Origin of the sequence: Chryseobacterium sp. MIQD13 (genome assembly GCF_050496705.1) — a bacterium.
Taxonomy (GTDB): domain Bacteria; phylum Bacteroidota; class Bacteroidia; order Flavobacteriales; family Weeksellaceae; genus Chryseobacterium.
Genome location: NZ_JBNWAF010000003.1, coordinates 168,995 through 185,800, shown reverse-complemented (window position 1 = coordinate 185,800; position 16,806 = coordinate 168,995). Strand labels below are relative to the sequence as shown.

The window sequence follows — 16,806 nt, the reverse complement described above, 5'->3', positions numbered from 1 at the left end:
CCTTATTTTCCATCGCCTTTTTTAACTCTTTATTTCTCCCGGCATTTCCGTTTCAGATTCAGCGATCTCTTTTTTGGAAAATCTTGGCTGCAGAATTTTGGCAATAAGCCCCGTCCATCCTGTTTGGTGTGATGCTCCTACCCCTCTTCCGTTATCTCCATGAAAATATTCGTAGAATAAAATATAGTTCTTGAAATCCGGATCAGTCTGAAATCTTTCATACTGACCATTTACAGGACGTTTACCATTTTCATCCTTTAAAAAAATTTTAGACAGCCTTTTACTTAAGAAATCCGCAATCTGATCCAGATTTAAATAATTTCCGCTTCCTGTAGGACATTCCACCATAAAGTCAGGACTGTAATAGAAGAAAAACCTCTGAAGACTCTCAATGATCAGAAAATTGATTGGAAACCATATAGGTCCTCGCCAGTTGCTGTTCCCCCCGAAAAGACCACTATCACTTTCTGCAGGAGTATATTTCACACTGTAATCTGTCCCGTTCAAATTCAGTGTGTACGGATTCTGTTCATATTCTTTGGATAAAGCCCGTATTCCATAATCACTTAAAAACTCTTCAGTATTAAGCATTCTTTTCAGGAGTCTTTTTAAACGATGACCGCGGAGCAATGATAAAAGATGCTTGGAATCCTGCCCTTTTACTTCCCACCTGGATACAAGGGAAGCCAGCTCAGGCTTGTTTTCAAGAACCCATTTCATCCTTTTTTTGAAATTGGGAAGATTTTCTATCATTTCGTCATCAATTACCTCAACAGCAAACATTGGTATTAGCCCTACGATAGTTCTCAATCTTAAATACATATGATTTCCATCGCTGGAAGAAATAGCATCATAGAAAAATTCATCTTCCTGATCCCAAAGACTGAAATTCTCTTCCCCCATATTGTCCAGTGAATTGGCGATGGAAAGGAAATGCTCAAAGAACTTCATTGCCATTTCTTCATACACATTGTTATACAGGGCCAGTTCAAGAGCAATTCTCATCATATTCAGAGCAAACATGGCCATCCAGCTTGTCCCATCCGACTGTTCCAGCTGTTCCCCATTCGGCAGAGTTGTATTCCTGTCAAAAACACCAATATTATCAAGCCCTAAAAAGCCTCCTTCAAAAATATTATTGCCGTTATTGTCTTTTTTGTTGACCCACCATGTAAAATTCATGAGCAGTTTCTGAAATGCACTTTCCAGAAATTCTAAATCAGGTTTTCCTTTGATATATTCATCAATTTTAAAAACTCTGAAAACAGCCCAGGCGTGAACCGGAGGATTCACATCGCTGAAATTCCATTCGTAGGCAGGAAGCTGGCCATTAGGATGCATATACCATTCAAACAGGAAAAGCTTCAGCTGGTGCTTTGCAAAATCCGGGTCAATTAATGAAAAACTGATCGTATGAAATGCCAGATCCCATGTCGCATACCACGGATATTCCCATTTATCGGGTATCGAAATGATATGCTCATTATTGAGATGCTTCCATTCAAAATTCCGGATCTTATCGCGGGATTTTGGCGGAGGCATTTCTGCCGGATCTCCTTTCAGCCATTTTTCAACATTATAATGATAAAACATTTTATTCCAGAGCATTCCGGCAAATGCCTGCCTCTGAACCATTTTTTCATCCTGAGACTGTATACCTTTCTGAATTTCGGCATAAAACTCATCTGCTTCTCTTTTCCTCAGTTCAAAAATTTCTTCAAAACCGGCGAAAGGTTCTTTTAAGTCTTTATCCGTTAACCTGAATTCAAAAATCTTTGTTTCCCCGGCTTTCAGTATCTCATCAATAAAAAAAGAAGCTTTCGTTCCCATGCCCTGAGCATTCACAGACTGAGAATTACCATTAATCACAAAATCATTGATCCCGTCTTTACAGTACTTGGATTCGTTAGGTGAATGGTAAAGCCTTTCGGTATTAGTTTCATTATCACAAAATAATGTCTTTAAAGACTGCCTGGCATATACATTTTTGATCTCAATATTTTTATGGTCAATCAAAATATGCTGAGTATCATCACTGTTAAGCTGCGGCTTATAGCTGTCATAGCCCCATTTCCATGTATTTCTGAACCAAACTGTCGGGAGTATCACAATCGGGGCTTCATATTGAGATTTGTTGACTATTGTAAGCTTAACCAGAATGTCATGTTCACTTTCTTTTGCATACTCAATAAAGAGATCAAAATATTCATTCCGGTCAAAAATTCCTGTATCAATCAGCTCATATTCGGGTTCATTTTTACTTCTCTGAGCATTGGTTTTTAAAAGATCTTCATAAGGGAAAGCGTTCTGAGGATATTTGTACAACATCTTCATATAGGAATGGGTAGGTGTAGAATCAAGGTAATAAAAATATTCCTTGACGTCTTCGCCATGGTTTCCCTGCCCGTTGGTAAGGCCAAAGAAACGCTCTTTTACCATTTTATCTTTTTTATTCCAAAATCCTATGGAAAAAACCAGCTGCTGAAGATCATCACAAATTCCGCAGATACCTTCTTCTCCCCACCGGTAAGTTTTGGCTTCAGCCGTATCATGGTTGGTATAATTCCAGGCATCTCCGTTTTCACTGTAATCTTCACGAACAAGCCCCCATTCGCGGTTGCTGACGTATGGTCCCCATTTTTTCCATGCAAGGTCTGAGAGTCTTTGTTTTTCGGACATGTATTGATTTTTTTACAATGCAAAATGTATTAATGGTAGAGGAATAGATAGATGTCAAAGGCTAAACTATTAATAAGATTATCAGAACCGTTAGCCAGCAACTATAGCCCCTCAAACGTTCCAGTTCCAAAGTTCCTCTATCCTCCTGTTGAAAAACTTTCAAAGGTGGTCATACCACCATCAATGAAAATGCTTGCACCGGTAATATAATCTGAAAAATCACTTGCCAAAAATACAGCCAGATTTCCGATGTCTTCGGGTTGGCCAATTCTGTTGTAAGGAATTAATGTAAGAAGGGAATCCAGTGCTTCCGGGGTATTCCATGCATTGGTATTGATGGGTGTCTGAATCGCTCCCGGACAAATGGAATTGACACGGATTTTATCTGCACCATATTCCTGAGCCAAAGTCTGCATAAGCATTCTTATTGCTCCTTTGCTGGATGCATAGTTTGCATGACCTGCCCAAGGAATTATTTCGTGTACTGAACTGATATGGATAATTTTTCCGCAGGCTACGGAACGTGAGGGATCTATTCCACGGCGGAGAAATTCTTTTATAACTTCCCTTGCGCAAAGGAATTGTCCCGTCAGGTTTACTCCCATTACGGCATTCCACTGATCAATGCTCATTTCTGTGAATTTAGCATCTTTCTGGATTCCGGCATTATTGATCAGAATGTCTACCGTTCCAAATTCTGAAACTACATCCTGAAACATTTTCACGACCTGATCTTCTTTAGAAACATCACATTGGTAAGTAATTCCTTTTCCTCCTGCATCTGTAATTTCTTTCAGAACTGAATTTGCCTGTTCCAATGCACCTTCAAAGGGGTAATTAACTACGACTGTTGCTCCTGACGCAGCTAATGATTTTGCAATTCCTTTACCTATTCCGCTTGAAGCTCCGGTAACCACAGCTACCTGGTTTTTAAGTGATATTTCCATGTTTTGATTTGTATTTTACTCAAAGTTAATGGAAAGAATTAAGCCAAACAGAACATTTGGAATTAAAATTTTCTTAAAGTTTTTTATACATCAGATATTGGGGACCGCTTCTTCCCATCCTGGATTTGCCATCATATAAATAACCTGCTTTCAGGTAAATATGATAAGCTGAAAGATTTCTCTGGTTGACTGCAAGAACAATTTCATCGCAATCATGGAAATTCTCCTTAACGAAATCATCCGCTTTCTGCATCGCTTCTTTCCCGATCCCTTTTCCCTGTAAGTCCGGGTTTACGGACAAAGATCTCAGTAGAACAGATTTTTCATTATCTGTAAGATCCAGCTTGTCTCCTCCGAAGTCCAGCACAAAAAATCCGGCAGGTTTTTCATCTTGAAAAATAGTGACAGCGAATGATTTACTGTCATTATTTTCTTTAATCCTTTCCAAGGCTTTCTTTACATTTGAAGTATACTGCAGCTGATTTTCATCTAAAGTATAATCAAGCTCTGTAAAATCTTGCTCTTTAAAAAATTTTAAGATGATCATATTCTTAATGATGATAGATATCCTGATACATTACACCTGCTCTGATCTCTACCGGAAGCTTATTTTCTTCAGGAACAATCGGACAGTTGTAATCGTAGGCATTGTACGCGCAATAAGGCTGATAGGACTGGTTGAAATCCAGAACAATTGTATTCCCTTTCGGGATCTTCAGATCCATGTATTTCCCGCCTCCATAGGTTTCTTTTCCATTGGTGGCATCACGGAAAGGAAGGAATAAATAATCTTTATATTTTTTCTGCTTGATCAGGTCAAGGCTTTGATATAAAATTAATGTATAAGGTTTTCCACCCAGTTCAAATGTTGCTTTTCCGTATTCTTTGTAAGATTTGGTTTTGCCGGAAGAGGTTGGAAGATCAAAAGGCTTGGCATTTTTCGTTTTACTGAATTTAGCAGTAACTATGTATTTGAAATCTGCCGGAAAGAAAGGGTGCTCCTTAAAATTGGTAAAATTATCTCCACGTAAAGGCGTCTCCTTCGGATTAAGATATTCTGCATTGAGTTCTTCCTGAAATTTCCTGATATCCATGATCTCTTTAGAAACCATTTTTTGAGAGAAGATAAAAAGTGGAAAAAACAGAAGTATGATTAAATATTTTTTCATGACAGCTTCAAAATTATGAGTAAAATTATGAATTTTCCATGGTATGAAAAGTTAAGATTGTGATAAAAGTACAATGTATTTTAATCAGGACATAGATTTTACCTCATCTAAATATTTTCTGATATCTTTTTCATGTTGATACGGATATTCAAAATTAAGTTTTTTAGCCAGAACTGTTCCAAATTCATGCACCAGATCTGCTGAAGCATATAAAGCATCCCAGTTATCATCAATATTACTGCCGGAAAACGTAGCTTCTACTTTCAACCAGAGTTCTGCAGACAGATATTTTTTAAAAAGTCTTCCATGTTTATTGGTTGTGATGTTTTTCCAGTTATGATTGCCGGCAACATACCACTCTATCAAAGGAACCAGATAGTCTGTCCTGATTACATTCTCAGACATAAATTTAGCATAAAACAGGTCGCCGCGCTTAAGGCATTTTGCCACATAAGTAGTATCCCACCAGAAATCATTCATCAATTGCCGGAATTCCTTTTCTGTCGGTTTCCGGATCATGATAGATCCGTAAGTTGGTAATTTCAGATCTTTAGTCAGATTATCTTTATCAATTAAAACTTTATAGCCCACATCCCAATCATCACAAAGGAATTCTTTTTGAACCTCTTCTACAAACTCTGACTTTTGGTAAAGCTTAAAATCAACTTTTACATGATCGGTGTACAATACCATTTTCATGGCGTGTTTTCCATCAAAATACGTTTCATTTTCTTCAATCATGGAAATCGGCTCACCAAAAAGATAAATCCATTTTTTATCTGTCTCATAATCCTTCATGCTTTCAAAGACCAGTTCTACATCAAGATCGCTTAAATCATCTACAGGAGCATAGGGATTTACAAGTGAACTAGTAAGCAGTACAGCACGGATAGCTGGATTATTTTCTGCCCAGCTGATGATCTGGCTCAGTTTTTCTTCACGTGCTTTCATTAGTAATAAGATTCTGAGATTTTCACACGGTAGATATCCATGGAATTTCTTTTGATAGATTCCACAAAGAATCCTCCTTCTTCAGGGATGACTTCTTTAAGATCAAAGCTTTTACAGTCTCTCGGAAGGCCGGAAAACACTAAAGTAAACCAGAAATCACGCATAAACGGAACAGGCGTCCAGTTCGGATAAATGCTAATATTTTCTGCATGAATGAGTTTGCTTTTATGTTCGGACTGATTATCGAGAAGATACGTGGAATTCCAGATTCTGATCAGATTGCCAAAAAATGGTGATGCCGGGAAACAGCAATGAACAATCACCTGCTTCTCCTCTTCTACTTTGGTCTGAAGAGATTCCAGGAGTTCTTTTGCAATAATGGGCTTTATAACTACTTCTTCCACGTTTTATGATGTCCATTGTTGATGATGAATAGTCAATTTTTAAAATTTACAATTGACTATTCACCATTGACTTTTAATATTCCAGTTCCAGTTTTTCTTTGGTATAATTTCTTATTTTTTCTGTAAGCTCAGGATTCTGGGCTAATTTCTGTCCGTATGAAGGGACCATTTCCAGCAGTTTATCTTTCCATTCACCCTGTAATTTTTCAGGGAAACATTTTTCGAGAACGTTCAGCATTGCATAAACAGCTGTGGATGCTCCGGGAGAAGCACCAAGCAATGAAGCAATAGTCCCTTTCTGGTTAACAACCACTTCAGTTCCGAATTCCAGCTTTCCGCCATCTTTTTCATCTTTTTTGATGATCTGAACTCTTTGTCCGGCTACTTTCAGTTCCCAGTCTTCTTCTTTTGCATCTTTAATGAACTCTCTAAGATGCTGCATTCTCTGGGATTTCGTCATGGCGACCTGCTGAACAAGGTATTTCGTCAGCGGTATGTTGTGCCACCACGCTCCGAATAAGGATTTCAGGTTTTTTGTATTAACACTTTCAGGGAGATCCAGATAACTTCCTTCTCTTAAGAATTTAGTGGAGAATCCGGCAAAAGGTCCGAAAAGAAGAGCTTTTTTACCGTCAATAATTCTTAGATCTAAGTGAGGAACAGACATTGGCGGAGCATCTACAGTTGCCTGAGTATATACTTTTGCATGATGTTTTTCTACCAGTTCCTGATTATGGCTTACCAACCACTGTCCAGAAACCGGAAAACCTCCATAACCTTCACTTTCTTTAATATCTGAGCTGTCCAGCAGCGGAAGTGCATATCCTCCAGCACCGATAAACACAAAATCAGCGACTACTTCCTGTTTATGGCTGTGGATTCTGTCTTTGACCTTCATTTCCCATTTCCCGTCTTCTCTTGGATCAATATCTTTTACTTCATGGTAAAGAAATACTTCCACATTAGAATCTTCCAGCAGGTGTCTTCCCATTTTTCTGGTTAAAGTTCCGAAGTTAACATCTGTTCCCATATCCATTTTGGTAGCTGCCATCACTTCAGACTGGTTTCTTTTGCTCATTACCAAAGGAATCCATTCTTTAAGCTGCTCATGATCTGTGGAATATTCCATACCGGAAAACAGTACAGACCCAGACATTTTTTCATGGCGTTTTCTAAGATATTCAGCATCTTTATCACCGAATACCAGGCTCATATGCGGACAGGAATTGATAAATTCTTTAGGATCTTTAACATATCCCTGAGTCACAAGATAGGACCAGAACTGTTTTGACATTTCAAACTGCTCTGCAATACTTTCTGCCTTGGTGATATCAATACTTCCATCCGGTTTTTCTGGAGTGTAATTTAGTTCACAAAAAGCAGAATGCCCTGTTCCTGCGTTGTTCCATGCTGCAGTACTTTCTTTGGCAAACCTTCCGAGCCTTTCAAATATGGCGATCTCAAGATTGGGATCAAATTCATGAAGCAGCGTTGCTAAAGTGGCGCTCATAATTCCGCCGCCTATCAGTACAACGTCATATTTTGGTTTCGGTGTTCTGCTTGTAAGCGATTGTGACATAATTCTAAATTTTATTTCAAATTTCGGGAAAAGTTTTATAAACAGAAACGTGTTTAACGATTTTAACACGTTAATTTTTATGTAAAAAACAGTTTTCAAAAAGACACAAAAATTCTATGGATACTGTCAATACTTTTCCATTGAAATTAATGATCGAAAGCAAGTGATTGATGCCTCTGAAGAATTTTCACTCCTGCATAAAATAAAAAACTTAAGCCCCGAAAGACTTAAGTTGATCTATTTTGATTATTAAAAACAAGGGTGAAGAGGTTAAAACCTTCACTCTTTAATTTAATTTTGCTGTCAGTTTTTTGAATTGTTTCTCAGCATTTTTCCCTTCATAAAGAATAGCATAAACGGTATCGATAATCGGAAGTTTAAGATGTTTCTGCTTTGCTGTTTTATAAATGGAATCTGCAGCATAATACCCTTCTGCTACCATGTTCATCGACTGTATTGCAGATTTTACGGTATATCCTTTTCCGATAAGGTTTCCTAAACTTCGGTTTCTTGAGAAAAGGGAATATGCTGTTACCAGAAGGTCACCCAGATAAGCACTTTCATTGACATCTCTCGGTGCTTCATATACGGCTTCCAGGAAGATTTCCATTTCACGGATTGCATTGGAAACAAAAACTGCAGTAAAGTTATCTCCATAACCAAGTCCACTTGCAATACCTGCTCCGATCGCAAAAATGTTCTTAAGGATCGCACTGTATTCGTTTCCTAAGATATCTTTACTGGAATGTACTTTGATAAAATCTGAACTGAAAACCTGCTCCAGTTTCTCAGCAGTCTCATCTTCCACGGCTGCAACGGTAAGGTAAGAAAGTCTTTCCATCGCCACTTCTTCTGCGTGGCAGGGTCCTGCAATAACGGCCTGATTTCTGAAACCGATCTTAAATTCGTCTCTCAGATAATGAGCGACTACATCATTTACCTTAGGAATGATCCCCTTGATAGCAGAAACGAAGATCTTGTCACCGTATTCACAGGTCATTTTATCCATGGTATCCGACAGGTAGATGGATGGTGTTGCCAGTACAATAATATCGCATGCACTCACAAGTTCATTAATATCTGTGGTAAGTTTTAGACTTTTAAGATTAAAATTAACTGCCGTAAGATAGGACGGATTGTGACCACGAAGTTCAATAGCTCCTTTTACAAATTCACTTCTTACACACCAGTGTACTGTTTTGCAGTTTTCAACAAGCATTTTTACGATAGCGGTTGCAAAACTTCCGCTTCCTACTACTCCTACAGAAACGTCGTTCTTATTCTTTTTTGGATTAGAAGATTCTGAAATTATTTTCTTTTTAGCCATAATTGGAATGTGAACTGCAAATATATTAAAACAAAGACGGAACAAGGACTCCGGAGCTATGATAAAAACCATTTTCTGAAAAAATTAACACTTGAACACAATTAAATATCTAATCAGACGTTAAATACAGAAAAAACTAAGTTTTATTTAAAAATATTGATCAAAAAGTATTTTTAATTAAATTTGCATGCTTAAAACCGTTTTGTAATATACTAAGAGAAGAAAAATGAAGAAATTTCTAAACAGCAGGAAGAACGTGAATATTCTCCTAGGGGGACTTTTGCTAGTAGTTTTTGCACAGGCTATCTTTATCGCCAGGTTATTTTCTGAAAAGGATGACAAGATGTATGAAGTGAACCTTGTCAAAATAAACACTGAGAAAGACAGTGTAGATTATTTAAAAATGAAAACAGATCTTACCTTGGTAGATCAGACTGTTGCCCAGCTTAATTCATTTCTGAAATCTAAAGACATCTCTAACGAAAAGGTGATGATCCTGAGCAAAGACAGTATCTCCAATTCTGTATATCTGGCCAAACAGGCAAACCGCTACAGCCAGTATTTAATGAATCTTCAAAAAAAGCTGATGGAAGTTCCTCTGGGAATGCCTACCGACGGATATATTTCCTCTAATTTCGGCATCAGAAAAAATCCTATTCCTTTTAAAACTGTATTTGCTTCTGTAAAATCAAGTGCAGCTGCTGAATCTAAACCTGCAGCTGTAGCCGCTCCAAAACCTGAAGTAAAAGCTGAGCCTGTTGAAAAAATCATTGAATTAACAGACAGCTATGGTAACAAAAGAGAGGTAAAAGTAATGGTAACTCCTAAAGCTGCTCCTTCTGCAGCCCCTGAACCATCATCACCAGCTGCAGCTTCAACAAAAACTGTGGCGGGTAATACTTCATCGAAAGCTCCTATGGAAAAGAACAATCCACCTGCTGAAGCAGACCAGATGCAGTTCCATAAGGGACTTGACATTGCTGTTGCCTATGGTTCTGATGTGAGAGCCGCTGCTGCCGGAACTGTAATTTTCTCAGGCCAGAAAGGGGGTTATGGAAACTGCGTTATTGTTTCTCACGGAAACGGACTGGCAACGCTTTACGGTCACTTATCACAGCTGGTTTCAAAAGTAAATGATAAGGTAAAGGTAGGACAGGTTATTGCTAAATCCGGTAATTCCGGGCGTTCTACAGGACCTCATCTTCATTATGAAGTACACAAAAACAATACTCCGGTTAATCCGAAACTATTTATGAATTTATAATAAAAATGACTGTCGTTTGACAGTCATTTTTTTATTTAAAAACTAAAGTTCTGTGTAATCTGAGAAATTTGTGAGATTTTTTTTACGCAAAGTTTTTATTATATAAGTGTAGATTTTAAGGAAGCAAAGATGAAATCAACAAGTTGATTTGATGAAGCGGATGGCTTTATTCTGCTAATATTCCTTTGTAGTAATGTCACAAAAAAACTGCTGTCATATGACAGCAGTTTTAGTTTTTTATTATTTCAGAATTTTTAAGGTTCCTTTCAGATGAGTGAATGATCCGTTAGGTTCTGCAATATTGGTATAGATTATATTTTTATTGTAATCCTGTATGTGAGTTACATTAGAACCCAGCTTAGGTTCATGCCAGTATACCATAAAGACATTTTTTGCTACTTCTACAGCAGTATACTGTACCGTATCCGTACTTCCTTTTACATTTTCTGAAACTCCTGTGAAGGACATCTCTTTATTGTCTTTAAAATCCAGAACAAATTTAAGTGTTCCGAAATCAACTTCTACTTTATGACCAATCGCCGGATAAGGTGATTTAAGATCCCAGTCCATTTCTCCAAAGAAAACTTTCGCTCCCATTCCCAACTCATCTTTTCCGTGAAGATCCGGGTATTTTTTTACCATGAAATCTACAACACCTGATGATGTTTTATTTTCTGTGACTGCTTTTTTATAGTTTTCCAGATAGTTTTTAACAAAATCAAGAGACTGAGAAGATAAAGACAGCTTTGCAAAATGGGAAGGAACTACCTGCTCAGGTTTTAATGCTTTCATGGCATCAATCTGCCCGATCCACTGATCAATCGCTTTAATGTCCTTAGTATCTGCCATCCAGATATGGGAATCTATGGAAACAGAAATACCTCCTGCTATTGTTTTTAAAGATGGAATCCAGACAAAACTGTGAGCAGGATCGTCAGCAGTTTGTTTGATCTCGATCTTGTTTCCTTCCAGATCAGGAATTGCATTAACAGCTTCCGGAACGATGATTTCTGATGGGGCATCTTCTTTTAATTGAGGTTTCCAAACAGTCATTTTATCGTCTTTTGAAGCAGATATAAGATAAGCAGTTTGTGCTGTTGATATAATTTTTACATTGGGAAATGCTCTTTTTATAACATCAAGGCCAAAATAAAAATCCGGATCACTGTGGGAGATAAAAACCGTTTTCAGATTTTTCCCTGTTGCTTTAATTTCCTTTACCAATTGTTCCGCGTATTGCTTCTGGAACTGGGCATCAATAAGAATAGCATCCCTATCTCCATAAATAATTGTGGAAGTAATAGGAAAAATAGCCTTGGAACCGGGATTGTAAACTTTGATCTTTAAATTTCCTGCCAACATCATACCTGCAAAACCAAGAAATATAACGAGTGATAATAATTTCTTTTTTAACATTGTCTAATTTTTTTAATGAATTAATATGCTGCTGTAAAACGTTCACGAATGTGGTTGTTCTGCTCCAGCTCATCTACCAAAACAGCTGCTACATCTTCTACTGAAAGACGGCTTCTTCCGTTTTCATCAAAAACAGGAGTTTCTAAGGATGTTCTGTACTTTCCTGTTCTTTCCCCTACATTTGCCTGGTTCATTTCGATTGCAGGACTGAAGAAGGTCCAGTCTAAACTATTATTTTCTTTGATTTTGTTTAAATAGTCTCTTGCTGCTGTTGCTCCCGGTTTGTAAGCTTCAGGAAAATCCGGAGTATCCACAATCTGTACATTGTCCGGCGTATAAAGGCTTCCTGCCCCTCCAACTACGATCAGTCTTTTTACCCCCGACTGTTCTACTGCTTTTTCAATGTTAATAGAACCGTTCAGGAAATCGTTGTAAAGATTCGGATTGGTCCATCCTGCGTTAAAAGCACTGATTACAGCATCATTTCCTCTCAAAGCTTCTGCCAGCTCTTCTGTGTTGTTTACATCTACACTTTTTGCTGTTACATTTTCTTTAGTATCTACTTTTGAAGCATCTCTTACCAGGGCTTCTACTGCGTATCCTCTTTCTGCTAATTCATTTACTATTTTGGTTCCTACAAAACCTGTTGCGCCAATTACTGCTACTTTTTTCATAATATTTTTATTTAAAATTAAATTGTAATAAAACTTGTTACATTTATGGTTAAAAAATTTTTACTCAAACTGCTCCGAAAATTCTTTCAGAGATTTATTGCCTAAAAATTGAGTAACCAACTGATCTGTTTCTTCAAACAGTGTATTTAAATGATCATTAATCTCCTTCCCTACACTGCAGGCAGGATTAGGATTCTGATTTTTCTTTCCTAAAACCTCGGTGTTCTTTACTGCCCTGTAAATCTCCGAGATCGTAATCTGTTCTGCACCTTTTGCAAGCTGGCTTCCTCCTTCTTTTCCCTGTCTGCTAGTAATAAGGCCTGCTTCTCTTAATACGCTGATCTCCTTTCGGACAATCACCGGATTCACATTGATACTACCGGCCATCCATTCAGAAGTGAGCCACTCCTGAGGACTTTTCGCCAATAAGGTCATAATATGTATTGCCGTAGCAAATCTTGTATTGTTCATTGTAATTACAGTGCAAATATAAACAAATTTTTAATTGTAACAAATTTTATTACAGTTAAATTTTTCTTAAAGGATTAATTTATCCAGATCCAGCAGCAGATAATTGATATTCTGATTGATCGTACGTGTTGCAGACTGCATCTGGTTGAGCATAGCAGCACGGTTATGAAGATCATCCGCCCTGTAGAAACCTCCGTCACTGAAAATTACGGATTGATCGGCGGCGGCTTTACTATCATCAAACTGATAATGAAGCCATCTTTCTCTCATATTGCCAATAATGGAATGCTGTTCCTTGTTTGAAAATTTTTTCTCTGTATACATATACCAGATAAACGGCGGAAAGTTTGGGGACTCCAGTTTTTCTCTCCAGATGTCCCTCAACAGATTTCTCTGATGGATAAATTCCACTTTCTTCCCTTTGGGATTAAGCGTGGCCAGACCGAAGCCAGCTCCCAGAACTCCTCCCCCGATATCAACGGCATTACTCCATCCTCCATCCTGTATAATTCCTCCTGCAACAGATGCTGCAGCTCCCGTTACAATAGAAAGCAGGATAAGTTTATTATTTTTAGAATCGTTGAGATTATCAACATAATTTCCAATCTGGGCTACTCTTTCCCCTTCACAATCGAATTCCGCTGCTACAGCATCCAATTCCGTGAGAGCAATGGTAATCTTACTGTTGATCTTGGTCTTAAGCTGCAGCACTTTGACCTGCGATGCAATAGATGAGTCTTTTTTCAGATCAATAATCTGATGTACTTCATCAAGATTGTCCAAAGCATTCAGGATTAAGATACTCTGATCAGAAAACATCCCCTGAAGTTCTTTATTGGCCATTAAAATAGAATCTGAATTATAGGATGGAACTCTGTTACTGTAATTATATTTGAAAGGTGCTTTGCAGTAACTGTCCTTCAAAGTAAGGATATTTTGTTTAATCACCTGGTTCTTTTTGGAAACGCAGGAAGTCAGCAGAAGGAATCCAGCTAAAAGATAAAAGAGTTTTTTCATTCAGTTATATTTTCTTGTAAGATTATTAGAGTCAAGGATGTCATTTTTTCCGTATAAAAAATCATTACAGTCTGTAAATAATCAATACGAATATAGTACAAATAAAAAAATTACCCGAATTCAGGTAATTTTTTAAGCTATTTTTAAGCAGGATTATTTTATATCCAGCAGTTCCACTTCAAAAACAAGGGTAGAATTAGGACCGATTTCTTTGCTGATCTGCTGATCTCCATAGGCTAGATGCGGAGGGATAATTAATCTCCATTTACTTCCTACAGGCATTAGCTGAAGTGCTTCTGTCCATCCTTTAATTACTTTGTTTAAAGGGAAAGATGCAGGTGTGCCCCTTTTCACAGAGCTGTCGAAAACTTTACCGGAAATGGTTGTTCCGTGATAATGGCATTTTACGGTAGATTTAGGTCCCGGTTTTGCTCCATCGCCTTCGGTAATGATTTCATACTGCAAACCACTTGGCAATTGTACAACACTTTCTCTTTTACCGTATTCTTCCATGTATTCCTTGCCGTCATTAAGGTTCTTTTCTGCAAGTTCTTTTTTCTTTTTAAATAACATATCTGCTACTCCCATGTTGATATTTTTTACAAAGATAAGTGTTTTTGAGTTGGAGTGAGGCGGGATGGAAACAGAACGTTTGAAAATGGAAGTTACTGTATTGTTTAGTATAGGGCTTAATTGATACTGCAATTACCGGTTATAGATTCCGATAAAATATAGACTTACAGCAACTTCCGCCTCCAAACTCCCATCCTTCTTACGATTTCCCTCAAAATTCAAATATTTTTAATGTTATGTTAACACGGATTCCGAAACTTGGCTTTATAATTGGATTTAAAAACTAAATGCCACAACCACTAAAATTTAATAAGAAATTCAACGAGCTTAATGAAGAGGAAAAAAAACTTCTTGAAATCAATAAAAAATCAATTGCCGATTTTGTAGAACAGTCATCTTCTATTAGCGACGTCAACTATGCTACCAGAAATGCCCATGCAAAAACATACGCTGTAGCCGATGGTATGTTTATTATTGATCAAAATATTCCGGAGGAACTTCTCCCGTTTTTTGACAGTGAAAAATTTAACCTTACCATCAGGCTTTCAAATGTCAATCTGAAAATTAATACTACAGAAAAGGATATTCCTGCCTATGGATTTGCTGTGAAAATAAAAGACGAAAATGGCGGACTGATCGCGAATTTCCCTCTTATTAATTTTCCTCTCTTTCCTACGAATTCTGTTTCCCTGTTTTTGAGACTTTTTACCGCAATAAACCGGTTTTATATAAAAAAATGGAGTAACGTCTTTTCATTGGCCGTGCAAACCATTAAAATGGTTCCTTCTTTTTTTACTTTATCTTTTATCAGAAATATTTTCAAGCTTCTGGGTAAAAAGAATGATTTTATCCTGTCATTTGATTATCATTCTGTAGGAGCTTACCGGCTTGGTGAACATATGATTAAGATAAAACTGGTTCCAAAATCAGTCAATAAAAAATTCGGACGGAAATTAAAGATGAAAGATGCTTTAAAAAGTTATTTTCAGGATCATAATTATTCTGCAGATGTTTTCATACAGTTTTGCTATGACCTGAAAGATCAGCCGATCAACCGCCTGAATGTGGAATGGAAAAATTCCCCCTTTATTAAAATCGGGGAAGTAACAATCAGTAAGGGAGCATTGCTTGATCCCCGTGATTGTAATACTGAGCTGCTTTCATTCAATCCGTTCGAAAGTAAAATTTTTTTCCAGCCAGTCGGAAAGATTCAGAAACTGCGGGATGAAGCCTATAAGGTTTCTGTACAGACGAGAAGGAAAATCAATAAATTACTGCACAAACATCAATGAACGTAAAGGTTATTTTTTTACCTATTCTGATATTTAAATAAAAGACTACTCTTCTGAGCAGTCTTTATTGTTATTTAAGCTTACGTTCCTTTTCTTTGATGCTTATATCATTAATGCTTGCGTATCTTTTCTGCATGAGTCCATTTTCATCAAACTCCCAGTTTTCGTTTCCATATGCCCTGAACCAATTTCCGTCTCTGGTCTGGTATTCATATTCGAAACGGACAGCGATACGGTTTTCAGTATGGGCCCAATATTCTTTTTTAAGCTTGTAATTAAGCTCTTTATCCCACTTTTTCTGCAAAAAAGCAACGATCTCTTCTCTCCCGTTAATGAAAGTGTCTCTATTTCTCCATTCACTGTCGGCAGTATAGGCTTTAGAGACTTTTTCAGGATCCTGGCTGTTCCAGGCATCTTCTGCCATCTGTATTTTTTCTTTCGCCGATTCTAATGTGAAAGGCGGAAGCGGGTGTTTCTGTTCCATATTTTAAGGAATTAAATTGTTGATTATTTTTTTTGACTTCTCTATTAATTCATCGGATTTAAAAAGCTGGCTTTCTGTGATACTGCTTTCAAAAAGTAAATAGATATGATCTGAAAGAATATCATCTTTCAAAAGCTCTGAAAAGTAATTTCTAAGTCCTGTTTTATGGTGTTGAATAACGCTTAAAATTTTTGCATTATCCATAGGAATCTCTGACAAAATATTAAGGAAACTGCATCCCTGAAAGCTTTCTTTTTGATTCATATAGATGAGAAAATCAAAAGATTTTAAAATTTTCAGTTTCAGATCTTTTTCCTGTAAACAGAAATGATTCAATTCGTTGAACCAGTATTGATGTCTTACATTCAAATATTCTATGCACAAATCGTCTTTAGATTTAAAATGCTGATAAAAGCTTGCTTTGGCTACTTTTGCTTCGGAAATAATCTGATTAATACCAGTAGAATTATATCCCTGCTTGCCAAATAAACAGGAAGCTGTTTCAACAATTCTTTCTCGTGGAGATGCCATACATTATAATTTATGGACAAATCTACAA

At 37.2% G+C, this 16,806-nt stretch carries 17 protein-coding genes; 2 read left to right on the top strand and 15 right to left on the bottom strand.

Annotation, left to right across the window (positions count from 1 at the left end):
* Positions 1-21 precede the first annotated feature (21 nt).
* From ACQWU4_RS13200 to ACQWU4_RS13165, 8 genes are all read right to left on the bottom strand, one after another.
* Entirely contained in the window at positions 22-2,679 is a 2,658-nt protein-coding gene (locus ACQWU4_RS13200) for an MGH1-like glycoside hydrolase domain-containing protein (protein WP_429936218.1), read from the bottom strand.
* 137 nt (positions 2,680-2,816) lie between these two features.
* Positions 2,817-3,626, bottom strand: coding sequence for a glucose 1-dehydrogenase (locus ACQWU4_RS13195; protein ID WP_429936217.1), 810 nt, complete (start codon positions 3,624-3,626; stop codon positions 2,817-2,819).
* Between the two features lie 73 nt (positions 3,627-3,699).
* The gene (locus tag ACQWU4_RS13190) at positions 3,700-4,173 is read right to left on the bottom strand and encodes a GNAT family N-acetyltransferase (RefSeq protein ID WP_429936216.1); all 474 of its coding nucleotides are present in this window, start codon (positions 4,171-4,173) and stop codon (positions 3,700-3,702) included.
* Positions 4,174-4,177: 4 nt separating this feature from the next.
* Entirely contained in the window at positions 4,178-4,795 is a 618-nt protein-coding gene (locus ACQWU4_RS13185; RefSeq protein ID WP_429936215.1) for a DUF1684 domain-containing protein, read from the bottom strand.
* 84 nt (positions 4,796-4,879) lie between these two features.
* Positions 4,880-5,746 carry an AadS family aminoglycoside 6-adenylyltransferase gene (locus ACQWU4_RS13180; protein WP_429936214.1) on the bottom strand — a complete coding sequence of 289 codons (867 nt, stop codon included), beginning with the start codon at positions 5,744-5,746 and terminating at the stop codon, positions 4,880-4,882.
* Positions 5,746-6,150 carry a hypothetical protein gene (locus ACQWU4_RS13175; RefSeq protein ID WP_429936213.1) on the bottom strand — a complete coding sequence of 135 codons (405 nt, stop codon included), beginning with the start codon at positions 6,148-6,150 and terminating at the stop codon, positions 5,746-5,748. The genes ACQWU4_RS13180 and ACQWU4_RS13175 overlap by 1 nt, the downstream gene beginning before the upstream one ends.
* A gap of 73 nt (positions 6,151-6,223) precedes the next feature.
* Positions 6,224-7,729, bottom strand: a complete 1,506-nt coding sequence (mqo, locus tag ACQWU4_RS13170) for a malate dehydrogenase (quinone) (RefSeq protein WP_429936212.1) — start codon at positions 7,727-7,729, stop codon at positions 6,224-6,226.
* A gap of 286 nt (positions 7,730-8,015) precedes the next feature.
* Entirely contained in the window at positions 8,016-9,056 is a 1,041-nt protein-coding gene (locus ACQWU4_RS13165; protein WP_429936211.1) for an NAD(P)H-dependent glycerol-3-phosphate dehydrogenase, read from the bottom strand.
* Positions 9,057-9,282: 226 nt separating this feature from the next.
* On the opposite strand from ACQWU4_RS13165, the gene ACQWU4_RS13160 reads away from it, so the two are divergent.
* On the top strand, positions 9,283-10,320 hold the full coding sequence (locus ACQWU4_RS13160) for a peptidoglycan DD-metalloendopeptidase family protein (RefSeq protein WP_429936210.1): 1,038 nt from the start codon (positions 9,283-9,285) through the stop codon (positions 10,318-10,320).
* A 240-nt stretch (positions 10,321-10,560) separates the two neighbouring features.
* On the opposite strand, the gene ACQWU4_RS13155 is transcribed toward ACQWU4_RS13160, so the two are convergent.
* From ACQWU4_RS13155 to ACQWU4_RS13135, 5 genes are all read right to left on the bottom strand, one after another.
* Complete coding sequence (locus ACQWU4_RS13155) at positions 10,561-11,736, bottom strand: MoaF-related domain-containing protein (protein ID WP_429936209.1); 1,176 nt, start codon at positions 11,734-11,736, stop codon at positions 10,561-10,563.
* A 20-nt stretch (positions 11,737-11,756) separates the two neighbouring features.
* The gene (locus tag ACQWU4_RS13150; protein WP_429936208.1) at positions 11,757-12,410 is read right to left on the bottom strand and encodes an NAD(P)-dependent oxidoreductase; all 654 of its coding nucleotides are present in this window, start codon (positions 12,408-12,410) and stop codon (positions 11,757-11,759) included.
* Positions 12,411-12,470: 60 nt separating this feature from the next.
* Entirely contained in the window at positions 12,471-12,881 is a 411-nt protein-coding gene (locus ACQWU4_RS13145) for an Rrf2 family transcriptional regulator (protein ID WP_429936207.1), read from the bottom strand.
* Between the two features lie 66 nt (positions 12,882-12,947).
* Entirely contained in the window at positions 12,948-13,898 is a 951-nt protein-coding gene (locus ACQWU4_RS13140; protein ID WP_429936206.1) for a hypothetical protein, read from the bottom strand.
* A gap of 153 nt (positions 13,899-14,051) precedes the next feature.
* Positions 14,052-14,603: an FKBP-type peptidyl-prolyl cis-trans isomerase gene (locus ACQWU4_RS13135; RefSeq protein WP_429936205.1), complete on the bottom strand. Its 552-nt coding sequence runs from the start codon at positions 14,601-14,603 to the stop codon at positions 14,052-14,054.
* A 155-nt stretch (positions 14,604-14,758) separates the two neighbouring features.
* On the opposite strand from ACQWU4_RS13135, the gene ACQWU4_RS13130 reads away from it, so the two are divergent.
* On the top strand, positions 14,759-15,763 hold the full coding sequence (locus ACQWU4_RS13130; protein ID WP_429936204.1) for a catalase: 1,005 nt from the start codon (positions 14,759-14,761) through the stop codon (positions 15,761-15,763).
* Positions 15,764-15,833: 70 nt separating this feature from the next.
* Here the strand turns inward: ACQWU4_RS13130 and ACQWU4_RS13125 are convergent, their stop codons facing one another.
* Positions 15,834-16,247, bottom strand: coding sequence for a DUF1348 family protein (locus tag ACQWU4_RS13125; protein ID WP_429936203.1), 414 nt, complete (start codon positions 16,245-16,247; stop codon positions 15,834-15,836).
* 3 nt (positions 16,248-16,250) lie between these two features.
* Entirely contained in the window at positions 16,251-16,778 is a 528-nt protein-coding gene (locus ACQWU4_RS13120) for a TetR/AcrR family transcriptional regulator (protein WP_429936202.1), read from the bottom strand.
* Positions 16,779-16,806: the final 28 nt, after the last annotated feature.

Bases quoted from the DNA above. Each gene is read 5' to 3' on its own strand.
- ACQWU4_RS13200 (WP_429936218.1), bottom strand. From the start codon at position 2,679: ATGTCCGAAAAACAAAGACTCTCAGACCTTGCATGGAAAAAATGGGGA.
- ACQWU4_RS13195 (WP_429936217.1), bottom strand. From the start codon at position 3,626: ATGGAAATATCACTTAAAAACCAGGTAGCTGTGGTTACCGGAGCTTCA.
- ACQWU4_RS13190 (WP_429936216.1), bottom strand. From the start codon at position 4,173: ATGATCATCTTAAAATTTTTTAAAGAGCAAGATTTTACAGAGCTTGAT.
- ACQWU4_RS13185 (WP_429936215.1), bottom strand. From the start codon at position 4,795: ATGAAAAAATATTTAATCATACTTCTGTTTTTTCCACTTTTTATCTTC.
- ACQWU4_RS13180 (WP_429936214.1), bottom strand. From the start codon at position 5,746: ATGAAAGCACGTGAAGAAAAACTGAGCCAGATCATCAGCTGGGCAGAA.
- mqo (WP_429936212.1), bottom strand. From the start codon at position 7,729: ATGTCACAATCGCTTACAAGCAGAACACCGAAACCAAAATATGACGTT.
- ACQWU4_RS13165 (WP_429936211.1), bottom strand. From the start codon at position 9,056: ATGGCTAAAAAGAAAATAATTTCAGAATCTTCTAATCCAAAAAAGAAT.
- ACQWU4_RS13160 (WP_429936210.1), top strand. From the start codon at position 9,283: ATGAAGAAATTTCTAAACAGCAGGAAGAACGTGAATATTCTCCTAGGG.
- ACQWU4_RS13155 (WP_429936209.1), bottom strand. From the start codon at position 11,736: ATGTTAAAAAAGAAATTATTATCACTCGTTATATTTCTTGGTTTTGCA.
- ACQWU4_RS13150 (WP_429936208.1), bottom strand. From the start codon at position 12,410: ATGAAAAAAGTAGCAGTAATTGGCGCAACAGGTTTTGTAGGAACCAAA.
- ACQWU4_RS13145 (WP_429936207.1), bottom strand. From the start codon at position 12,881: ATGAACAATACAAGATTTGCTACGGCAATACATATTATGACCTTATTG.
- ACQWU4_RS13140 (WP_429936206.1), bottom strand. From the start codon at position 13,898: ATGAAAAAACTCTTTTATCTTTTAGCTGGATTCCTTCTGCTGACTTCC.
- ACQWU4_RS13130 (WP_429936204.1), top strand. From the start codon at position 14,759: ATGCCACAACCACTAAAATTTAATAAGAAATTCAACGAGCTTAATGAA.
- ACQWU4_RS13125 (WP_429936203.1), bottom strand. From the start codon at position 16,247: ATGGAACAGAAACACCCGCTTCCGCCTTTCACATTAGAATCGGCGAAA.
- ACQWU4_RS13120 (WP_429936202.1), bottom strand. From the start codon at position 16,778: ATGGCATCTCCACGAGAAAGAATTGTTGAAACAGCTTCCTGTTTATTT.